Origin of the sequence: Flavobacterium sp. KMS (genome assembly GCF_000813005.1) — a bacterium.
Lineage (GTDB): Bacteria > Bacteroidota > Bacteroidia > Flavobacteriales > Flavobacteriaceae > Flavobacterium.
The window spans coordinates 18,727-33,331 of the sequence record NZ_JSYP01000014.1; the positions used below are offsets into that span (position 1 = coordinate 18,727).

The following is a 14,605-nucleotide window of genomic DNA, read 5'->3' on the forward strand; positions in this document are numbered from 1 at the left end:
TTATGCGTTTCTATAGGAAAACCTTAGAACCTCAAAACCTTTGTCTCTCAGAACCTTAAAAAAAACAAATAAAAAGACGCACTGCGGTGCGCCTCTACAGAACTGAACCTTAAAAAAAATAAAAAAAAAGACGTACAGTTATGCGCTTCTATAAGAAAACCTTAGAACCTCAGAACCTTTGTCTCTTTGAACCTTAAAAAAAATAAATAAAAAGACGCACTGCGGTGCGCCTCTACAGAACTGAACCTTAAAACAAATAAAAAAGACATCCAGTTATGCGCTTCTACAGAAAACCTTAGAACCTCAGAACCTTTGCCTCTTTGAACCTTAAAAAAAAAACAATGATACAATCATCAGAATTAATACTAAATCCAGACGGAAGCGTTTACCATTTAAATCTTCGCCCAGAACATATTGCAAATGACATTATTTTTGTAGGCGATCAAAATCGTGTAGAAAAAATTACTCAGTTTTTTGACAGCATCGAGTTTTCTACACAAAAAAGAGAATTTAAAACTCAAACCGGAACCTATAAAGGAAAAAGAATTACTGTAATGTCTACTGGTATTGGTCCAGATAATATTGATATTGTAGTAAACGAATTAGACGCTTTGGTAAATATTGATTTAGAAACTCGTAAACCAAAAGAAAACCTAACCTCTCTAAATATTATCAGAATTGGAACTTCTGGTTCACTACAAGCAGATATTCCTGTAGATAGTTTTGTAATGTCAACTTTTGGACTTGGTCTTGATAATATGCTTCGTTCTTATTTAATCGACGAAGTATCAAATGTTGCAATGGAAGAAGCTTTTATAAACCATACCAATTGGGACATCCGTAAAGGAAAACCATATGTAATTGCTGGTTCAGAGAAACTAGAAAAACTTATCGAGAGCGACAAAATACACAAAGGAATCACTGCAACTGCAGGAGGTTTTTATGGTCCACAAGGGCGTGTTTTACGTTTAAACATTCAGGATGAAGAATTAAATGCTAAAATGGATAATTTTACTTTTAATGATAACCGAATTACAAATCTAGAAATGGAAACTGCTGCTATTTACGGACTTTCGGCACTTTTAGGACATCATGCATTATCACTAAATGCAATTATTGCCAATCGTGCTTCGGGAACTTTTAGCGAAGACCCATACAAAGCTGTAGATGAATTAATTAAATACACGTTAAACAAATTAATTACGAATTAATATGCAAAATGCAATCTACAAGTTCGAAAAATTGCTCCATGAAAATTCAGAATACTTAAGATCTATAGACAAAGAAACTTTAGAAAAGAAACTTCCTGAAAAATGGTCAAAGAAAGAAATTTTAGGACATCTTGTAGATTCATCTATACATAATTTAATTCGTTTTACAGAGATAAATTATCTGCCAAAGCCGTATCATCACAGGCCATACAACCAGAAAGATTTGGTTAACATAAACCAATATCAAACAATAGATATGGAGGAGTTAATACAGCTTTGGTACTCGATAAATAAGCAAATTATTAGACTGTTTAAATCTGTTGATGAAAAAGCACTCGATTACAAAATTATATTAAGTGATGGTTCTATGATTAACCTCGATTTCTTGATGAAAGATTACGTTGAGCATTTGGAACATCATATTAATCAAATAAAAAAATAGCATGACTTTAAGAGTTGCTCGCCATACAAATGATCTAGGAAAACTAGTAAATTTCTATGTCAATATTTTGGGATTTGAAAGACTAGGAGGTTTTGAAAATCATAATAATTATGATGGAGCTTTTATCGGGAAACCTGATTTAGGCTGGCATTTTGAATTTACAAAGTCAAATGATAAAGCCAATCATACTTCAGATGAAGACGATGCCATAGTGCTATATCCTGAAACAATTTTAGAATATAATCGATTAGTAATTAACATTTTAAATAATAACATATCTTTTATAACGGCTAAAAACCCATATTGGAATTTGGAAGAAAACGGAAAAATGTTTCTTGATCCAGATGGTTTTCGCATTATAATTTCACCATTAAAGGCTAAATAAACTTTCAGAAAGTCAAGCAATCCAACTAATCTAATAATCTAAGTAGTCTAAAAATGAAAACTATAAAAATAGCAGGTGTTCCCGAGCATTTTAATTTACCATGGCATTTATGTATTGAAAATGGCGAATTCGAAAACGAGGGAATCGATTTACAATGGACAGATGTTCCCGAAGGAACGGGCAAAATGTGCCAAATGCTTCGCGATGGCGAAACCGATATTGCTGTAATATTAACCGAAGGAATCGTAAAAGATATAGCTGCAGGAAACCCAAGCAAAATTGTGCAAGTATACGTGCAATCGCCTTTAATTTGGGGAATACACGTTGCGGCAAAATCAGATTATAAGACCATCGGAGATTTAGAAAACAAAAAAGTAGCAATTTCCCGCTTAGGTTCAGGATCACAATTAATGGCTTACGTAAATGCCAATAATCAAGGTTGGAAAACAGATAATCTGGAATTCGAAATCGTAAACACTATCGATGGCGCAGTCGAAGCACTAACAAATAAAACTGCCGATTACTTTATGTGGGAACGTTTCATGACAAAACCATTAGTCGATAAAGGCATTTTCAGACGCATAACCGACTGTCCTACTCCATGGCCATCATTTGTAATTGCTGTGCGTGACGAAGTACTCAAAAAGAATCCAAAGGCAATTGCTTCAATTTTGGAAGTTATAAACGCCACAACCGAAGATTTCAAGTCAATACCTAGCATAGACAGAACTTTAGCCGAATTATTTGAGCAAAAAGTCGAAGATATTCAAGAATGGTTAAAACTAACACAATGGTCACAAAAACCATTAAATGAAAAAACATTTAATAAAATTCAAAATCAATTATTTGAACTGAGTATTATTGATAAAAAAGGTACTTTTGTAGAAACGGTAAAAGTTCTTTAAAAATTGCTTAGGGGGCATTATGATAAAAAATAGAAAAATTGACTTAATAAAACTTAAAAGTAGCCTTCAGGTAAAATCACCTTGGAATCAGGTTATTATTATGCTATTGAGTTTTTTAATCACGCTTCCTACTTTTATCATATTGCACCAAAATTTAATCGACCTCAACTGGCCCTTTAATTTCGATAGAGTATTACTCTTTATATTTGTTCTCGTAGCACTCTATTTTCTCTTAATGCAATTAAAAACGATAATCATTATTTGTATCGTTTTATACCTCATAATCTTGTTTTACGGAACCGCTTTGGGCAATTATGGCTTTAGCGAAGTTGCCGAAGATTACAATTCGATTATCTATACCATGTCCGATAATCCTTATCCTCAGGATATTATTGTTGCCAAACTGCTTCCGTTTCCTAACAAATCTAAGATTATTAATGCCATAGAATATCAAAATCCTAAAGTGAGGAATTTTGCTATAATGGCAACGTCTAAACATTTTAAGAACATCAAAGGATATTCGGATTATAGAACCATAATACAATGTTTTGCTGTTTTTAAAGAAATCAATAGCCGATGGAATTATGTAAATGATCCCAAAGAAGGTGATTATATTGCTACAGCAAGTGAGTCCTTAATGTATTTTTCGGGCGATTGCGACGATCATTCTATTTTAATGGCGGCAGCTGTACGCTCTATCGGAGGCACACCAAGGCTTATTCATACCAAAGGACATATTTACCCCGAAATATTAATTGGGTCAATGATAGACCTCGAAAAAGTAAATTACTTGATTAAAAATGTCCTTTTTGTAAACGAAAGCTACAAGAAAACATTGCATTATCATATCGATGAACGCGGACAAGTATGGCTAAACCTTGATTACACAGCCAAATATCCCGGAGGACCATTCATGTCCGAAGAAATTCTAGGAGAACTTACACTTAAATAAAACCCTATAGTTTGTCAATTACGACGTAGAGAACCCGAGCGATTTAACCGCAAAGATTCTGTGTTGATTTCCAATTTAAATCTTAATTTTTATTATTTTTGTTTTCAAGACAGTCATTGAGCTAGTCTCTATAGCGTGTTAAACCTTATGTGTTTCACGCTATTTTTTATTTTGTAATCTTTGTCATAAATTGTTTCATTTTTGAATAAGATATATATCAATTGCAATATTTTTCTTTGAATAGCTACCAAGGCTTTCATTTTGATTCCGTGTTTTGATACCAATCTCGCATATGTCTCCCTAAAATTATCATCCCATTTTACTGCAGTAAGAGCTGGTAAATGCATTGATTTTCTCAAGGCTCTATTTCCTTTTTTAGATATTCTCGGCTTGCCTTTTACTGATGTGCCAGATTGTTTTTCTTTTACATCCAGTCCCACATAACTGGATAATTGAGATTTGTTCCTGATTAGCTCAAAACCATTTGTTTCTGCCAAAACAATTACAGCTGTTAGTTCCCCAACTCCTGGTATGGTTGTTATCCTGTCTATAATTTGTCTTAAATCCGGATTTTCTTTTACAATGCTGTTAATATCCTCTTTAATTTCTTTTTCCTGTGAATTCAAAAATCGTATTCTTGACTGCATTCTTTCCATGCTTTTCTGGTTTGGTTCAGCTTCCGTGATTTCAGCATGTATTTGATTTTTGATAATGCTTCTTTCCTGAACAATCTGATCTCTTTCCCTGGTTAACTGCTGCAATTCCTTATAAGTAACTTTAGGTTTGGACCACTTATCCAATTTTCGCTCTAAACCAAATTGAGCAATTGCCTGAGAACAGCTTTTGTCTGTAATGGTTTTTAACTCCAAAGTTCGCATGTAGTTACTGATTTTATTAGGCAGTACAATACTTAACCTATAATTATTGTCAGTTAAGAAATAAGCAAACTTTTGATGATATACACCTGTAGCTTCCATTACATAATGAACATCAATTTCATTGTTTGTTAATTTGTTTGCCCAATCAACCAATGACTTAAAACCAGAATCGCTGTTTTTGAAAAGTTTATAGGCAAATAATTCTATAGAAAAATCATCTAAAAGATGCCCTAAAGTCTCTACCAATTCTTTTTGAGCTACATCAATTCCTGCTACTTGTTTTACAATTTTACCCATCATTTACTTTTTGAAATTTAATATATAAAGTGATGAATCTTCCTTCGTCTTTTCTCCTGATTGGATATTCTGGATATTAAGCAATGCTTAATTCCTTACATTCTGTTCAGACTCTAAAAGATAAAAAAGAATGAGGTAATTTCTTTGCGAGAATATGTTTCTAAGAACTATTTAGACACAAATGCACTCTCATTCCTTTTCACTTTAATAATGCAAATTTAAAAAAGTAAAAACTTATAAATTAACTTTGCAAACATAGGAGTTCACAAAGAAATACGTAAAGAACGCTAAGTATTTTTTTTAAAAATCATTTTAATCTTTTAATCTGTAGCAAAAAAATTAACCGCAGAGGGCGCACAATTTCTCTACAATTTTGTCATTTCTATTTAGCGTCTTTACGTGAGATTTTTTCGGAACGGGAGAAGAATAAGGAGCTATTTCCAGCTCTCCACTCTATCTTTTCTTTGTTAAAGAAACAAAGAAAAGGATGCCGTTGCTATCTGGGCTAGAGATTTTATGGAAATATCAGTTTAAATAGTATTTTAGTGTGCTAGAAATTACCTGGAAGATGATTCCTAAAACTTCGTAAAAAATGACCGAACTAATTGCATTTATAAATACGCTACAAGAATTAGATTTCGAAACCGAACAAGCTATCAAAAAATGCTTTGTCAAGGAAACCTATGCTAAAAACGAGTTTATTGTTGAAGAAGGAAAAATATGCTCAAAAATCAGTTACATAAAATCAGGATTAGTCCGTAGGTTCTATCTTGATGATGGTGAAGAAATAACTAAATGGATTTATACCAACGACCAGTTCGTTACATCATTAAGTAGTTTTTTTGAACAAAAACCATCATTCGAAATCTTTCAAGCCTGTGAAGAAACTATACTATATTCCTTATCTTATACTGATGAGCAACTTTTATTAGAATATCCATTATTTGCAAAATTTCATATAAAACTACTAAGACTATATCTTTCTAAACTTAATGAATTCCATCATTCATATAAACTAATGAGTGCTCAGGAAAAATATATGTACTTACTTCATTCATTTCCTTCCATCATAAAAAAAGCAAAATTAAAACATATTGCTTCCCTTATCAATGTAAGTCCAGAAACCTTAAGCCGAATAAGAGCTTCAATTAATTGATATTACATCAATCAAAATCATTTATATTTTTTCAACATTTGCCAACTAATAAAGCAAAAGTGAAAAATACAATAATAGGAAAGAAAGCCAATATTGGGAAAAATGTTCATATAGGAAATTTTACTACTATAGAAAGTGACGTCATAATTGGCAATAATACTTGGATTGGTAATAATGTAAGTATCTTAAATGGCTCAAGAATTGGCGAAAATTGCCAAATACATTCAGGAGCAGTGTTGGCAGGAATACCACAAGATTTAAAATATAATGGAGAAAACACAACACTCGAAATCGGAAATAACAATATTATACGAGAATTTGTAACCATTAATAAAGGGACAATATCCAAACAAAAAACTATAATTGGAGATAATAATTTATTAATGTCTAATGCACACATTGGTCATGATAGCCTGATTGGAGATAATTGTATTATAGGATTTAGTGTTGGGATGGCTGGAGAGGTAATTGTAGGCAATTGGGCTAATATTAGTGGATTAACTGCAATACATCAATTTTCAGTTATTGGTGAGCACAGTATGGTTAGTGGCATGAGTCGCATTGTTAAAGATATTCCTCCATACATAATGGCAGCTCGAGAACCTTTGAGTTATGTGGGCATAAATACTGTAGGTTTAAAAAGGAGAGGATTTGAAACCGAAAAATTAAATGAACTCAAAGAAATATATCGTATTATTTTTCAAGAAAAGAAAAATACAACCCTTGCTTTAGAATTAATTGAAAACCACTTTAAACAAACTGTAGAACGCGATAAAATCATACACTTTATAAAACAATCAGCTAGAGGAATTATAAAAGGTAATATCTAATAAAATTTCGAAATACAACATTAACTTCTATTCTTTATATTAAAACAATTACCTTTTTATTCTAAAAAATAAAATAACTAATTATAAAACACGTATTTATACTCAATTTTCTGTAAAACCTTGTTTCTATCTTTGATTTAGTAACCTACGCTAAAAATCAAAAAGAAATGAAAAAAGACGCTATTGCCCCACCTACGCGATGGACCAGAGATTATTTATTTGATATTCTCAAAGATTTAGGAATCCATTACATATTTGGTGTTCCCGGTACCAACGAAATCCCACTAATAGATGGAACCTCTTACCCCGAAAATGGAGTTAAGTATATAGAATGTTTACACGAAAATATTGCTATTGGAGCTGCAATGGGTTCAGCTCGAATGACAGGTAAGCCAGGAGTACTTATAGTGCATGTAACACCAGGAATTGCCCACAGTATTGGTAATCTTTTTAACGCTCATCGATCGCAAATGCCATTAGTAGTACTTTGTTGTCAGCAACAGAACGAGCTGGTAACACAAGAACCATTACTAGCATCAAACTTAGTAGATCTTGCCAAACAATACACAAAATGGGCTCATGAAGTGCGCACAGCCGAAGAAATGCCACTTGTATTACAAAGAGCCTTTAAAGAAGCTATGGCGCCGCCAAATGGTCCAGTTTTTATCTCTATACCATGGGAATTTACAATGGTAGCCATCGAGGAAAATCAAAAAATAAAAGGAGTTACCCGTATTTCTCCACACTTTACAGGAGATGATGAGTCTATTAAAGAAACTGCTAATTTATTGGCTACAGCCAAAAACCCGCTTATTGTAGCTGGCGATGCAGTAGGATATGCCGATGCCTGGAAAGAAATTCAAGACCTAGCCGAATTAATTGGTGCACCTGTAGTTTTACAATCATTTAGTAGTGTAGCAAACTTCCCTAACAATGACTATCACTGGCAAGGAGAATTAGCAGGAAGTCAAGCAGGAGTTCAAGCTGCTTTTAAAGACCATGACGTAGCTTTTTTAATCGGTTTTGGAGCTCAGGCACAAGTAGCAGTATTCAAATATTCAGATGGACCGCTTATACCAGAACAGGTAAAACTAGCCTATCTTACAAACAACACTTGGGATATAGCTAAGAATTTTTATGGTGAAACAGCCATTCTAGGAGATATTAAAGCCACATTGCCAATACTAAACAATTATATCTCCCCGCAAAGACCTAAAGAAGCCGATGCAAGAAATCAAAAACTCAAGGCCTTAGATCTTGTTCGTGCTCAAAAATGGGATCTGTATCATGAAAAAGCTATGAATGAGCCAGATATCTGGGCAGTTGTTATAGCCAAAGCATTAAAAGAAGCTATAGAAGATCGCAACTTAGCCGATAATTTTGTCTATGTACACGAAGCTGTATCCGATGGAGCTCCATTTCAGTATTATCTACCTTTTGGAACCAAAGGAGCAAAACCTATTAGTTATTATTGTGTCGCAGGAGGCTCACTAGGATGGTCAATGCCAGCATCATTAGGAATTAAACTAGAAGACAAAACTTCACAAGGAATTGGTACTAAATTAGTCATTAATGCCATTGGCGATGGATCATCTTTATTCTATCCGCAAACATGGTGGACAGCAGCGCACGAAAAATTACCAATCTTATATATCATTACCAATAATCACGAATACCATACATTACAGTTAGGCTTACAACAAGTAGTTGCTGCCTATGGTAAAGCTCCTGGATATGGATGGAACCCTAAAACTATGGATCCCTCTTATTTGCGATTAGAAAGACCAAAAATGGATTTTGTGAATCTGGCAAAAGCTTTTGGTGGAGAACATGGCGAAGTTGTTCTTACTCCCGCTACAGTAAAAGAAGCTGTCGAGAGAGGAATAAATCACGTTTTAACCAATAATACTTCTTATATACTAGATATGCGTATTGCATCGGACACACCACCAATACAAATAAAATCTAATGATGCAACCTTTTTGGTCGATAAACGATATGCGTTACAACCAACCTTAAATATATCTCTGGAAGATTCATTAAGAGGGAATTCATTAAACATGAAAGCATCTTTAAAAAACACTGACCTTCTAGAAAACGAAAGTACAATACTTAATTTACCATCATTCTTTTAAAGAAATAATCGTTGTGAAAACAACATAAATATATAACAAAATGGAAAACGAAAAAATTGATATCGCCATAGTTGGTGGAGGTGTTTCGGGCGTATACAGCGCATGGAAACTAAAAACAAAATATCCAAACAAAAAGATTGTTCTTTTTGAAGGAGGAGATCATATTGGAGGGCGTTTATTATCTGTAATCCCCCCAGGAATTCCTAATATGGTAGCAGAGTTAGGCGGAATGAGAATTCTTGAAAACACACAACATTTAATTGTAAAATTAATAGATGATATTAATGCAAAATTATCTCAGGAGGATCAAATCAAGTTATATGATTTCCCAGTAGATCAGCCACAAAACATCGCTTATTTGCGTGGAGAGCACCTGCGCTTATCTGATTTTACAAGCGAACCAGACAAAGTACCTTATAAATTATCCTTTTTAGAAAAAGGCAATACTTCTGGAGCCATAATTGTAAATGCAATCGAACAATTGGTTCCGGGTATAACAAATACGGAATTGACGGAAAAAGAGCGTTTAAAAATGTGTCAGGAAGCTACTTTTGAAGGAGAGCCATTATACAAATTAGGTTTTTGGAATCTGCTCTATCGCGTAATTAGCGGTGAAGCATATCAATTTAGTATCGATTCCGGAGGATATAACTCAACATTAGTCAATTGGAATGCTGCTGATGCAATCCCGTGGTACCTCTCAGATTTTGGTATTAAACCTGTATATAAAGGATTTAAAAATGGATTCCAACAAGTTCCGATTTCATTAGCAAACTTCTTCGAAGCAGATGGAGGCGAAATAAGATTAGATTCCAAACTCGAAGGATTTGAGTCTAAAAATAATTTATTTGAACTTACTGTAAATGGCGAAATAATCGAGGCGACACAATTAATATTAGCAATGCCACGTCGTTCGCTAGACTTATTAACCAATACTTCGCCTAGATTACAGGAAATTCAATCCCTTATAAGCAGTGTAACACCACGACCATTATTTAAAATATTTACGACCTATACAAGTCCTTGGTGGAGAAATGCAGGATATAATGATTCTGAAGGAGAATATGTTCCATTACAATCTGGAAGAACCGTTACCGATTTACCAATAAGACAAACTTATTATTGGCCATTAAATAACGGACATCCTTCAGTAAGTGGAGAATCAATGCTATTAGCAAGTTATGATGATGGTTCGAATATCGGGTTCTGGGATGGACTTAGACCTCAACGTAAAAAAGCCTGGAAAAAAGGCATCTCACATGCCGAACTTCTGGACGATCCGTTTATTGGAGAATATTCAGAAACAGAATCTCTTTTAAGTAAAGCTTTAAATCAAACCTGGCATCAATATCAGGCTCCGCGCAAAATGGTCGAAGAATTAAGCCGTCAGTTAAAACAAATACATGATGTCGATTATGCACCAGCAGTTAAGAACGCATCGTTCCGTGACTGGGGAGAAGACCCATTTGGAGGTGGTTGGAATAGTTGGAATATTGGAGTAAAAAGCTGGGAAGTAAAAGAAAAAATTATCCACCCGATAGACAACTGTTCTTTATATATATGTGGAGAAGCTTATTCTGATGGACAAGGCTGGGTTGAAGGAGCATTACAAACCGCAGACATGATGCTAACAAAATTCATTGCTGTAGAAAGTAAAACCCCAGTACAACAAGAAGCTACTCTATAAAGCTAAACAACTAATTTTGCCCCCCCCTTTTTATACTCAAAAAAGCTCAATTCTGTTGAATTGGGCTTTTTTTATTAGGGTTCTGAGAGGCAAAGGTTCAAAGTTGCAAAGGCTCTGAAAAGCTTTGTGGACTTTGCGTAAAACCTTGCGTCCTCTGCGGTTAATTGTATCCAAATATCCTCAAACTTGTCACCCTGACTCAGGAAGGGTCTCCGTAAATAACTCAATTATCCAATGAAACAATTCAAGAAAAAAATGAGCCTTTACTCTATTTAACATGAGAGTATTTACTCTGTGTTATATGCTAACTTATTATCATCTAAATCAAATACTGTTCTTCTTTTTGTCGAGCTACTAGCGGAGACCCTTCCTGAGTCAGGGTGACAAGATTATGCATGTATTGTGGCAAAATCTTACCTTATGTTTTTGTTTTCTTTTTTCAACCTTAGTACCTCAGAACCTTTGTTCCTTTGAACCTAGAAAAGACTAATTCTCTAACAAACAGATATTTTAGTCTAAAAAAAACTATTTTAGCTATTTGATTGAATATTATTTTTTTGTAACTTTTCATGTTTAACTTTTAATCAAAAAAACTATGAAAAAATCTACACTGCTTATCTTCGGGATTGCCTTATTATCAATATTAATGATTTCATGTCATAAAGGAAGAAATACACTCGTTAATTCCTGGAAAGTTACCAATGTAGAGGTCAAAAAACCACTTACAGATTCAATCAAAAACATAATACTCACTAAAGGAAATCTTACGTTTACAAAAGATGGAAAAGTAACCGGGTATTTAGATTCAGAATTAAATGGAACATTTGCTCTATACAAAGCAGGAAAAAGTTTAATTATTAAAGATGAAGTAGGTACTCCCTACCCTTTTGTAAGTACTATAGAAAAAGATCAATTAATATTAGATGGTGAAGAAATGAAACTAACATTAGACAAGAAATAAACCTAGAACTTATCTAATGCTTTCAACCTAAAAAAAACATAATTCTTTAAGCTCCTTATTCATTTTAAGGAGCTTTTTTATTTCAAACAAAACATAAAAATTTACAATTTTATTACGCTGTACAAAATGCAATCGATATTGCTTTAATAAATAATATAAAGCTACAATACACTTTCAAATCAAAATATCTACTAAATTAATCGTCAAACAAATAACTATAATTTAGTAATATCCTGTATGTAAATTTCTTTTCGGTTATAAACAAGAATCTGATTTGTTTCTAATTCATTAATCAGTTGTGTGGCTGTTTGCCTTGAAGTACAAATAATTTGAGCAATATCATTTTGAGTTAGATAATTCTCTATTCTAACTGAGTTTCCAGACTGAACACCTTCTTTTGCTGCCCAATCTTTTAGAAACTGAATCATTCTGGTTCTGGCATCCTTAGAAATCAGATTAGAATAACTGTTTTTGATACGTTTCATTTTTAGCCCGACAAATTTAGTGTAAGACAGCGCCAAAGCTGGATTTCGCAATAATAAGTCTTCAAAATCTGACATCAAAAAACTACATATTGTAACATCATCAGAGAGTACTTTGGCATATTCATTTGTCTGTTCATCAGTTTCGAGACTTAATTCTCCAAATAAATCTCCCTTCTGGATAATATCCTTTATATTTTCATTGCCTCCTTCATCAACAGAAACAATTTTGATATTCCCTTTTTTCAACAAAAAAATACGAGGCACATCAGAAGAAGAAAAATAAATAATTTCTCCTTTGTTTGCTTTTTTAAAACCAGTAATAATACATAATTGTTTTATTTCTCTAAAACTCAATGTTTCAAACAATTTGTGATCACGCAAATACCAATACTTTAATTCCTCATACATATACATAAAATCTATTGTTGTAAATATAACTTATTTTTATACTTTTTATAGCTGAGATATTGAATTATATAGCTTTGTTATCCTTTTTCTTAAAATAATAGAAGAAAAAAATGACAGCAGAATTATCTCCAAAATCATATTATATGCCCTATTAAACAAAAAAATGTATCTTTGTAATCTCAAAATTAAAGCAACACTATATGTGAAAAATAATTTCTTTCGGACAATCAAGAAGGTAGACTCCAAATCGAGTCTGCTTAATTTATTCATCTCAAAAGAAAGAAATTATGCTTATTCTACAAAACATTTCATATACACATCCCAACAAGGAATTGTTATTTGACACTATTAACTTTACTGTCAATACTAACGAAAAAATCGCCTTAATAGGCAACAATGGCACAGGAAAATCGACTTTGCTTAAAATCATTGCAGGCAAATTACAACCCTCAAACGGACAAGTAAGATGCGGCTCTGAACCTTATTATATACCACAAATATTTGGTCAGTATAATGATCTTACAATTGCTCAGGCATTACAAATTGAGGAAAAACTAACCGCTCTAAAAGAGATTCTGGAAGGAAACGTATCCGATAATCTTAACGCATTAAATGATGATTGGACAATCGAGGAACGCTGCAACAATGCCTTAAAATATTGGCAATTAACAGACTTAGATTTATCACAAAAAATAGAAACTTTAAGCGGAGGACAAAAAACAAAGGTTTTCCTTGCTGGTATTTCTATTCATCAGCCAGAATTAGTGCTGTTGGATGAACCCAGTAATCATCTTGATGTAACAGCCAGACAATTATTGTATGATTTTATTCAGTCTACATCGAGCGCTTTAATTGTAGTAAGTCACGACCGAAAATTATTAAATCTTTTAAACACCGTTTTCGAACTAAGTAAGCGAGGTATTAGTGTTTATGGTGGCAATTATGATTTTTATGCTGAGCAAAAGCAAATAGAACAAAACGCCCTAAATCAGGATTTACATAGTAAAGAAAAAGCGTTACGAAAAGCCAAAGAAAAAGAACGTGAAACGCTGGAACGTCAACAAAAACTAGACGCTCGTGGCAAAAAGAAACAGGAAAAAGCTGGTGTAGCCCGAATAATGATAAATACCTTAAGAAATAATGCTGAGAATAGTACCTCGAAAATAAAAGGAATGCATGCCGAAAAGATTGATGGTATCTCACATGAACTGCAAGAATTACGTTCGGCTTTGCCAGAAATAGACAAAATGAAATTTGGTTTTGATAATTCGTCATTACACAAAGGCAAAATTCTATTTAATGCCAAAGAAATTAATTATAGCTATGATAATGAGTTTATTTGGAAACAAAACCTAAATATTCAGATTACTAGTGGCGAACGCATTGCATTAAAAGGATCTAATGGTTCAGGAAAAACCACTTTGATAAAATTAATACTGGGGAAATTAGAACCAAAAACAGGTACATTATCCCGAGCAGAAAATACGTCAGTTTATATAGATCAGGATTATTCGCTTATAGACAATCAGCTTAAAGTATACGAACAAGCACAACAATTTAATACCACCGCATTACAAGAGCATGAAATCAAGATGAGGCTTAACCGTTTCTTATTTACTAGAGAAGATTGGGATAAACCTTGCAATGTATTAAGTGGTGGAGAAAAAATGCGTTTGATGCTTTGTTGTCTAACAATAAGCAATCAGTCGCCAGATAGTATAATCCTCGACGAACCGACAAATAACCTTGATATTCAGAACATCGAGATCCTAACTGCAGCAATTAATGAGTTTAAAGGAACATTAATCGTTATATCACACGACGAATACTTTTTGGAACAAATAAATATTGAGCGAACAATTTTATTGTAAAA

13 protein-coding genes are annotated in these 14,605 nt (G+C 33.3%); 11 read left to right on the plus strand and 2 right to left on the minus strand.

The features are described from left to right. Positions 1 to 341: 341 nt before the first annotated feature. The 5 genes from OA93_RS14665 to OA93_RS14685 are packed head-to-tail and all read left to right on the plus strand — an operon-like array spanning position 342 to position 3,895. Positions 342 to 1,211: a nucleoside phosphorylase gene (locus tag OA93_RS14665; protein ID WP_039114138.1), complete on the plus strand. Its 870-nt coding sequence runs from the start codon at positions 342 to 344 to the stop codon at positions 1,209 to 1,211. 1 nt (position 1,212) lies between these two features. After that, the gene (locus tag OA93_RS14670; protein WP_039114140.1) at positions 1,213 to 1,653 is read left to right on the plus strand and encodes a DinB family protein; all 441 of its coding nucleotides are present in this window, start codon (positions 1,213 to 1,215) and stop codon (positions 1,651 to 1,653) included. Position 1,654: 1 nt separating this feature from the next. After that, entirely contained in the window at positions 1,655 to 2,038 is a 384-nt protein-coding gene (locus OA93_RS14675) for a VOC family protein (RefSeq protein WP_039114141.1), read from the plus strand. A 53-nt stretch (positions 2,039 to 2,091) separates the two neighbouring features. Continuing rightward, a complete protein-coding gene (locus tag OA93_RS14680; RefSeq protein ID WP_039114142.1) occupies positions 2,092 to 2,943 on the plus strand; it encodes a substrate-binding domain-containing protein in 852 nt (283 codons plus the stop codon). 19 nt (positions 2,944 to 2,962) lie between these two features. Continuing rightward, complete coding sequence (locus tag OA93_RS14685) at positions 2,963 to 3,895, plus strand: hypothetical protein (protein ID WP_039114143.1); 933 nt, start codon at positions 2,963 to 2,965, stop codon at positions 3,893 to 3,895. Between the two features lie 128 nt (positions 3,896 to 4,023). On the opposite strand, the gene OA93_RS14690 is transcribed toward OA93_RS14685, so the two are convergent. Then, positions 4,024 to 5,073: an IS110 family transposase gene (locus OA93_RS14690; protein WP_240474735.1), complete on the minus strand. Its 1,050-nt coding sequence runs from the start codon at positions 5,071 to 5,073 to the stop codon at positions 4,024 to 4,026. A gap of 589 nt (positions 5,074 to 5,662) precedes the next feature. Here OA93_RS14690 and OA93_RS14695 point away from each other — a divergent pair. From OA93_RS14695 to OA93_RS14715, 5 genes are all read left to right on the plus strand, one after another. Beyond that, on the plus strand, positions 5,663 to 6,226 hold the full coding sequence (locus tag OA93_RS14695; protein ID WP_039114146.1) for a Crp/Fnr family transcriptional regulator: 564 nt from the start codon (positions 5,663 to 5,665) through the stop codon (positions 6,224 to 6,226). Between the two features lie 59 nt (positions 6,227 to 6,285). Beyond that, positions 6,286 to 7,056, plus strand: a complete 771-nt coding sequence (gene lpxA, locus OA93_RS14700; RefSeq protein WP_039114147.1) for an acyl-ACP--UDP-N-acetylglucosamine O-acyltransferase — start codon at positions 6,286 to 6,288, stop codon at positions 7,054 to 7,056. A gap of 167 nt (positions 7,057 to 7,223) precedes the next feature. After that, a complete protein-coding gene (locus OA93_RS14705) occupies positions 7,224 to 9,191 on the plus strand; it encodes a thiamine pyrophosphate-binding protein (protein ID WP_082001826.1) in 1,968 nt (655 codons plus the stop codon). Between the two features lie 40 nt (positions 9,192 to 9,231). After that, positions 9,232 to 10,878 carry an FAD-dependent oxidoreductase gene (locus OA93_RS14710; protein ID WP_052250020.1) on the plus strand — a complete coding sequence of 549 codons (1,647 nt, stop codon included), beginning with the start codon at positions 9,232 to 9,234 and terminating at the stop codon, positions 10,876 to 10,878. Positions 10,879 to 11,473: 595 nt separating this feature from the next. Continuing rightward, positions 11,474 to 11,839, plus strand: coding sequence for a hypothetical protein (locus tag OA93_RS14715; RefSeq protein WP_039114149.1), 366 nt, complete (start codon positions 11,474 to 11,476; stop codon positions 11,837 to 11,839). A 215-nt stretch (positions 11,840 to 12,054) separates the two neighbouring features. On the opposite strand, the gene OA93_RS14720 is transcribed toward OA93_RS14715, so the two are convergent. Beyond that, positions 12,055 to 12,732 (minus strand): Crp/Fnr family transcriptional regulator, encoded by a 678-nt coding sequence (locus OA93_RS14720; RefSeq protein WP_039114150.1) that lies wholly within the window; start codon positions 12,730 to 12,732, stop codon positions 12,055 to 12,057. A gap of 287 nt (positions 12,733 to 13,019) precedes the next feature. On the opposite strand from OA93_RS14720, the gene abc-f reads away from it, so the two are divergent. Next, the gene (abc-f, locus tag OA93_RS14725; protein WP_039114151.1) at positions 13,020 to 14,603 is read left to right on the plus strand and encodes a ribosomal protection-like ABC-F family protein; all 1,584 of its coding nucleotides are present in this window, start codon (positions 13,020 to 13,022) and stop codon (positions 14,601 to 14,603) included. The last annotated feature ends 2 nt before the right edge of the window (positions 14,604 to 14,605 follow it).

Excerpts from the sequence above, each read along its gene's own strand:
- OA93_RS14720 (WP_039114150.1), bottom strand. The coding sequence starts at position 12,732 with ATGTATGAGGAATTAAAGTATTGGTATTTGCGTGATCACAAATTGTTT.
- OA93_RS14710 (WP_052250020.1), top strand. The coding sequence starts at position 9,232 with ATGGAAAACGAAAAAATTGATATCGCCATAGTTGGTGGAGGTGTTTCG.
- OA93_RS14670 (WP_039114140.1), top strand. The coding sequence starts at position 1,213 with ATGCAAAATGCAATCTACAAGTTCGAAAAATTGCTCCATGAAAATTCA.
- abc-f (WP_039114151.1), top strand. The coding sequence starts at position 13,020 with ATGCTTATTCTACAAAACATTTCATATACACATCCCAACAAGGAATTG.
- OA93_RS14695 (WP_039114146.1), top strand. The coding sequence starts at position 5,663 with ATGACCGAACTAATTGCATTTATAAATACGCTACAAGAATTAGATTTC.
- OA93_RS14715 (WP_039114149.1), top strand. The coding sequence starts at position 11,474 with ATGAAAAAATCTACACTGCTTATCTTCGGGATTGCCTTATTATCAATA.
- OA93_RS14675 (WP_039114141.1), top strand. The coding sequence starts at position 1,655 with ATGACTTTAAGAGTTGCTCGCCATACAAATGATCTAGGAAAACTAGTA.
- OA93_RS14690 (WP_240474735.1), bottom strand. The coding sequence starts at position 5,073 with ATGATGGGTAAAATTGTAAAACAAGTAGCAGGAATTGATGTAGCTCAA.
- OA93_RS14705 (WP_082001826.1), top strand. The coding sequence starts at position 7,224 with ATGAAAAAAGACGCTATTGCCCCACCTACGCGATGGACCAGAGATTAT.
- OA93_RS14665 (WP_039114138.1), top strand. The coding sequence starts at position 342 with ATGATACAATCATCAGAATTAATACTAAATCCAGACGGAAGCGTTTAC.
- OA93_RS14685 (WP_039114143.1), top strand. The coding sequence starts at position 2,963 with ATGATAAAAAATAGAAAAATTGACTTAATAAAACTTAAAAGTAGCCTT.
- OA93_RS14680 (WP_039114142.1), top strand. The coding sequence starts at position 2,092 with ATGAAAACTATAAAAATAGCAGGTGTTCCCGAGCATTTTAATTTACCA.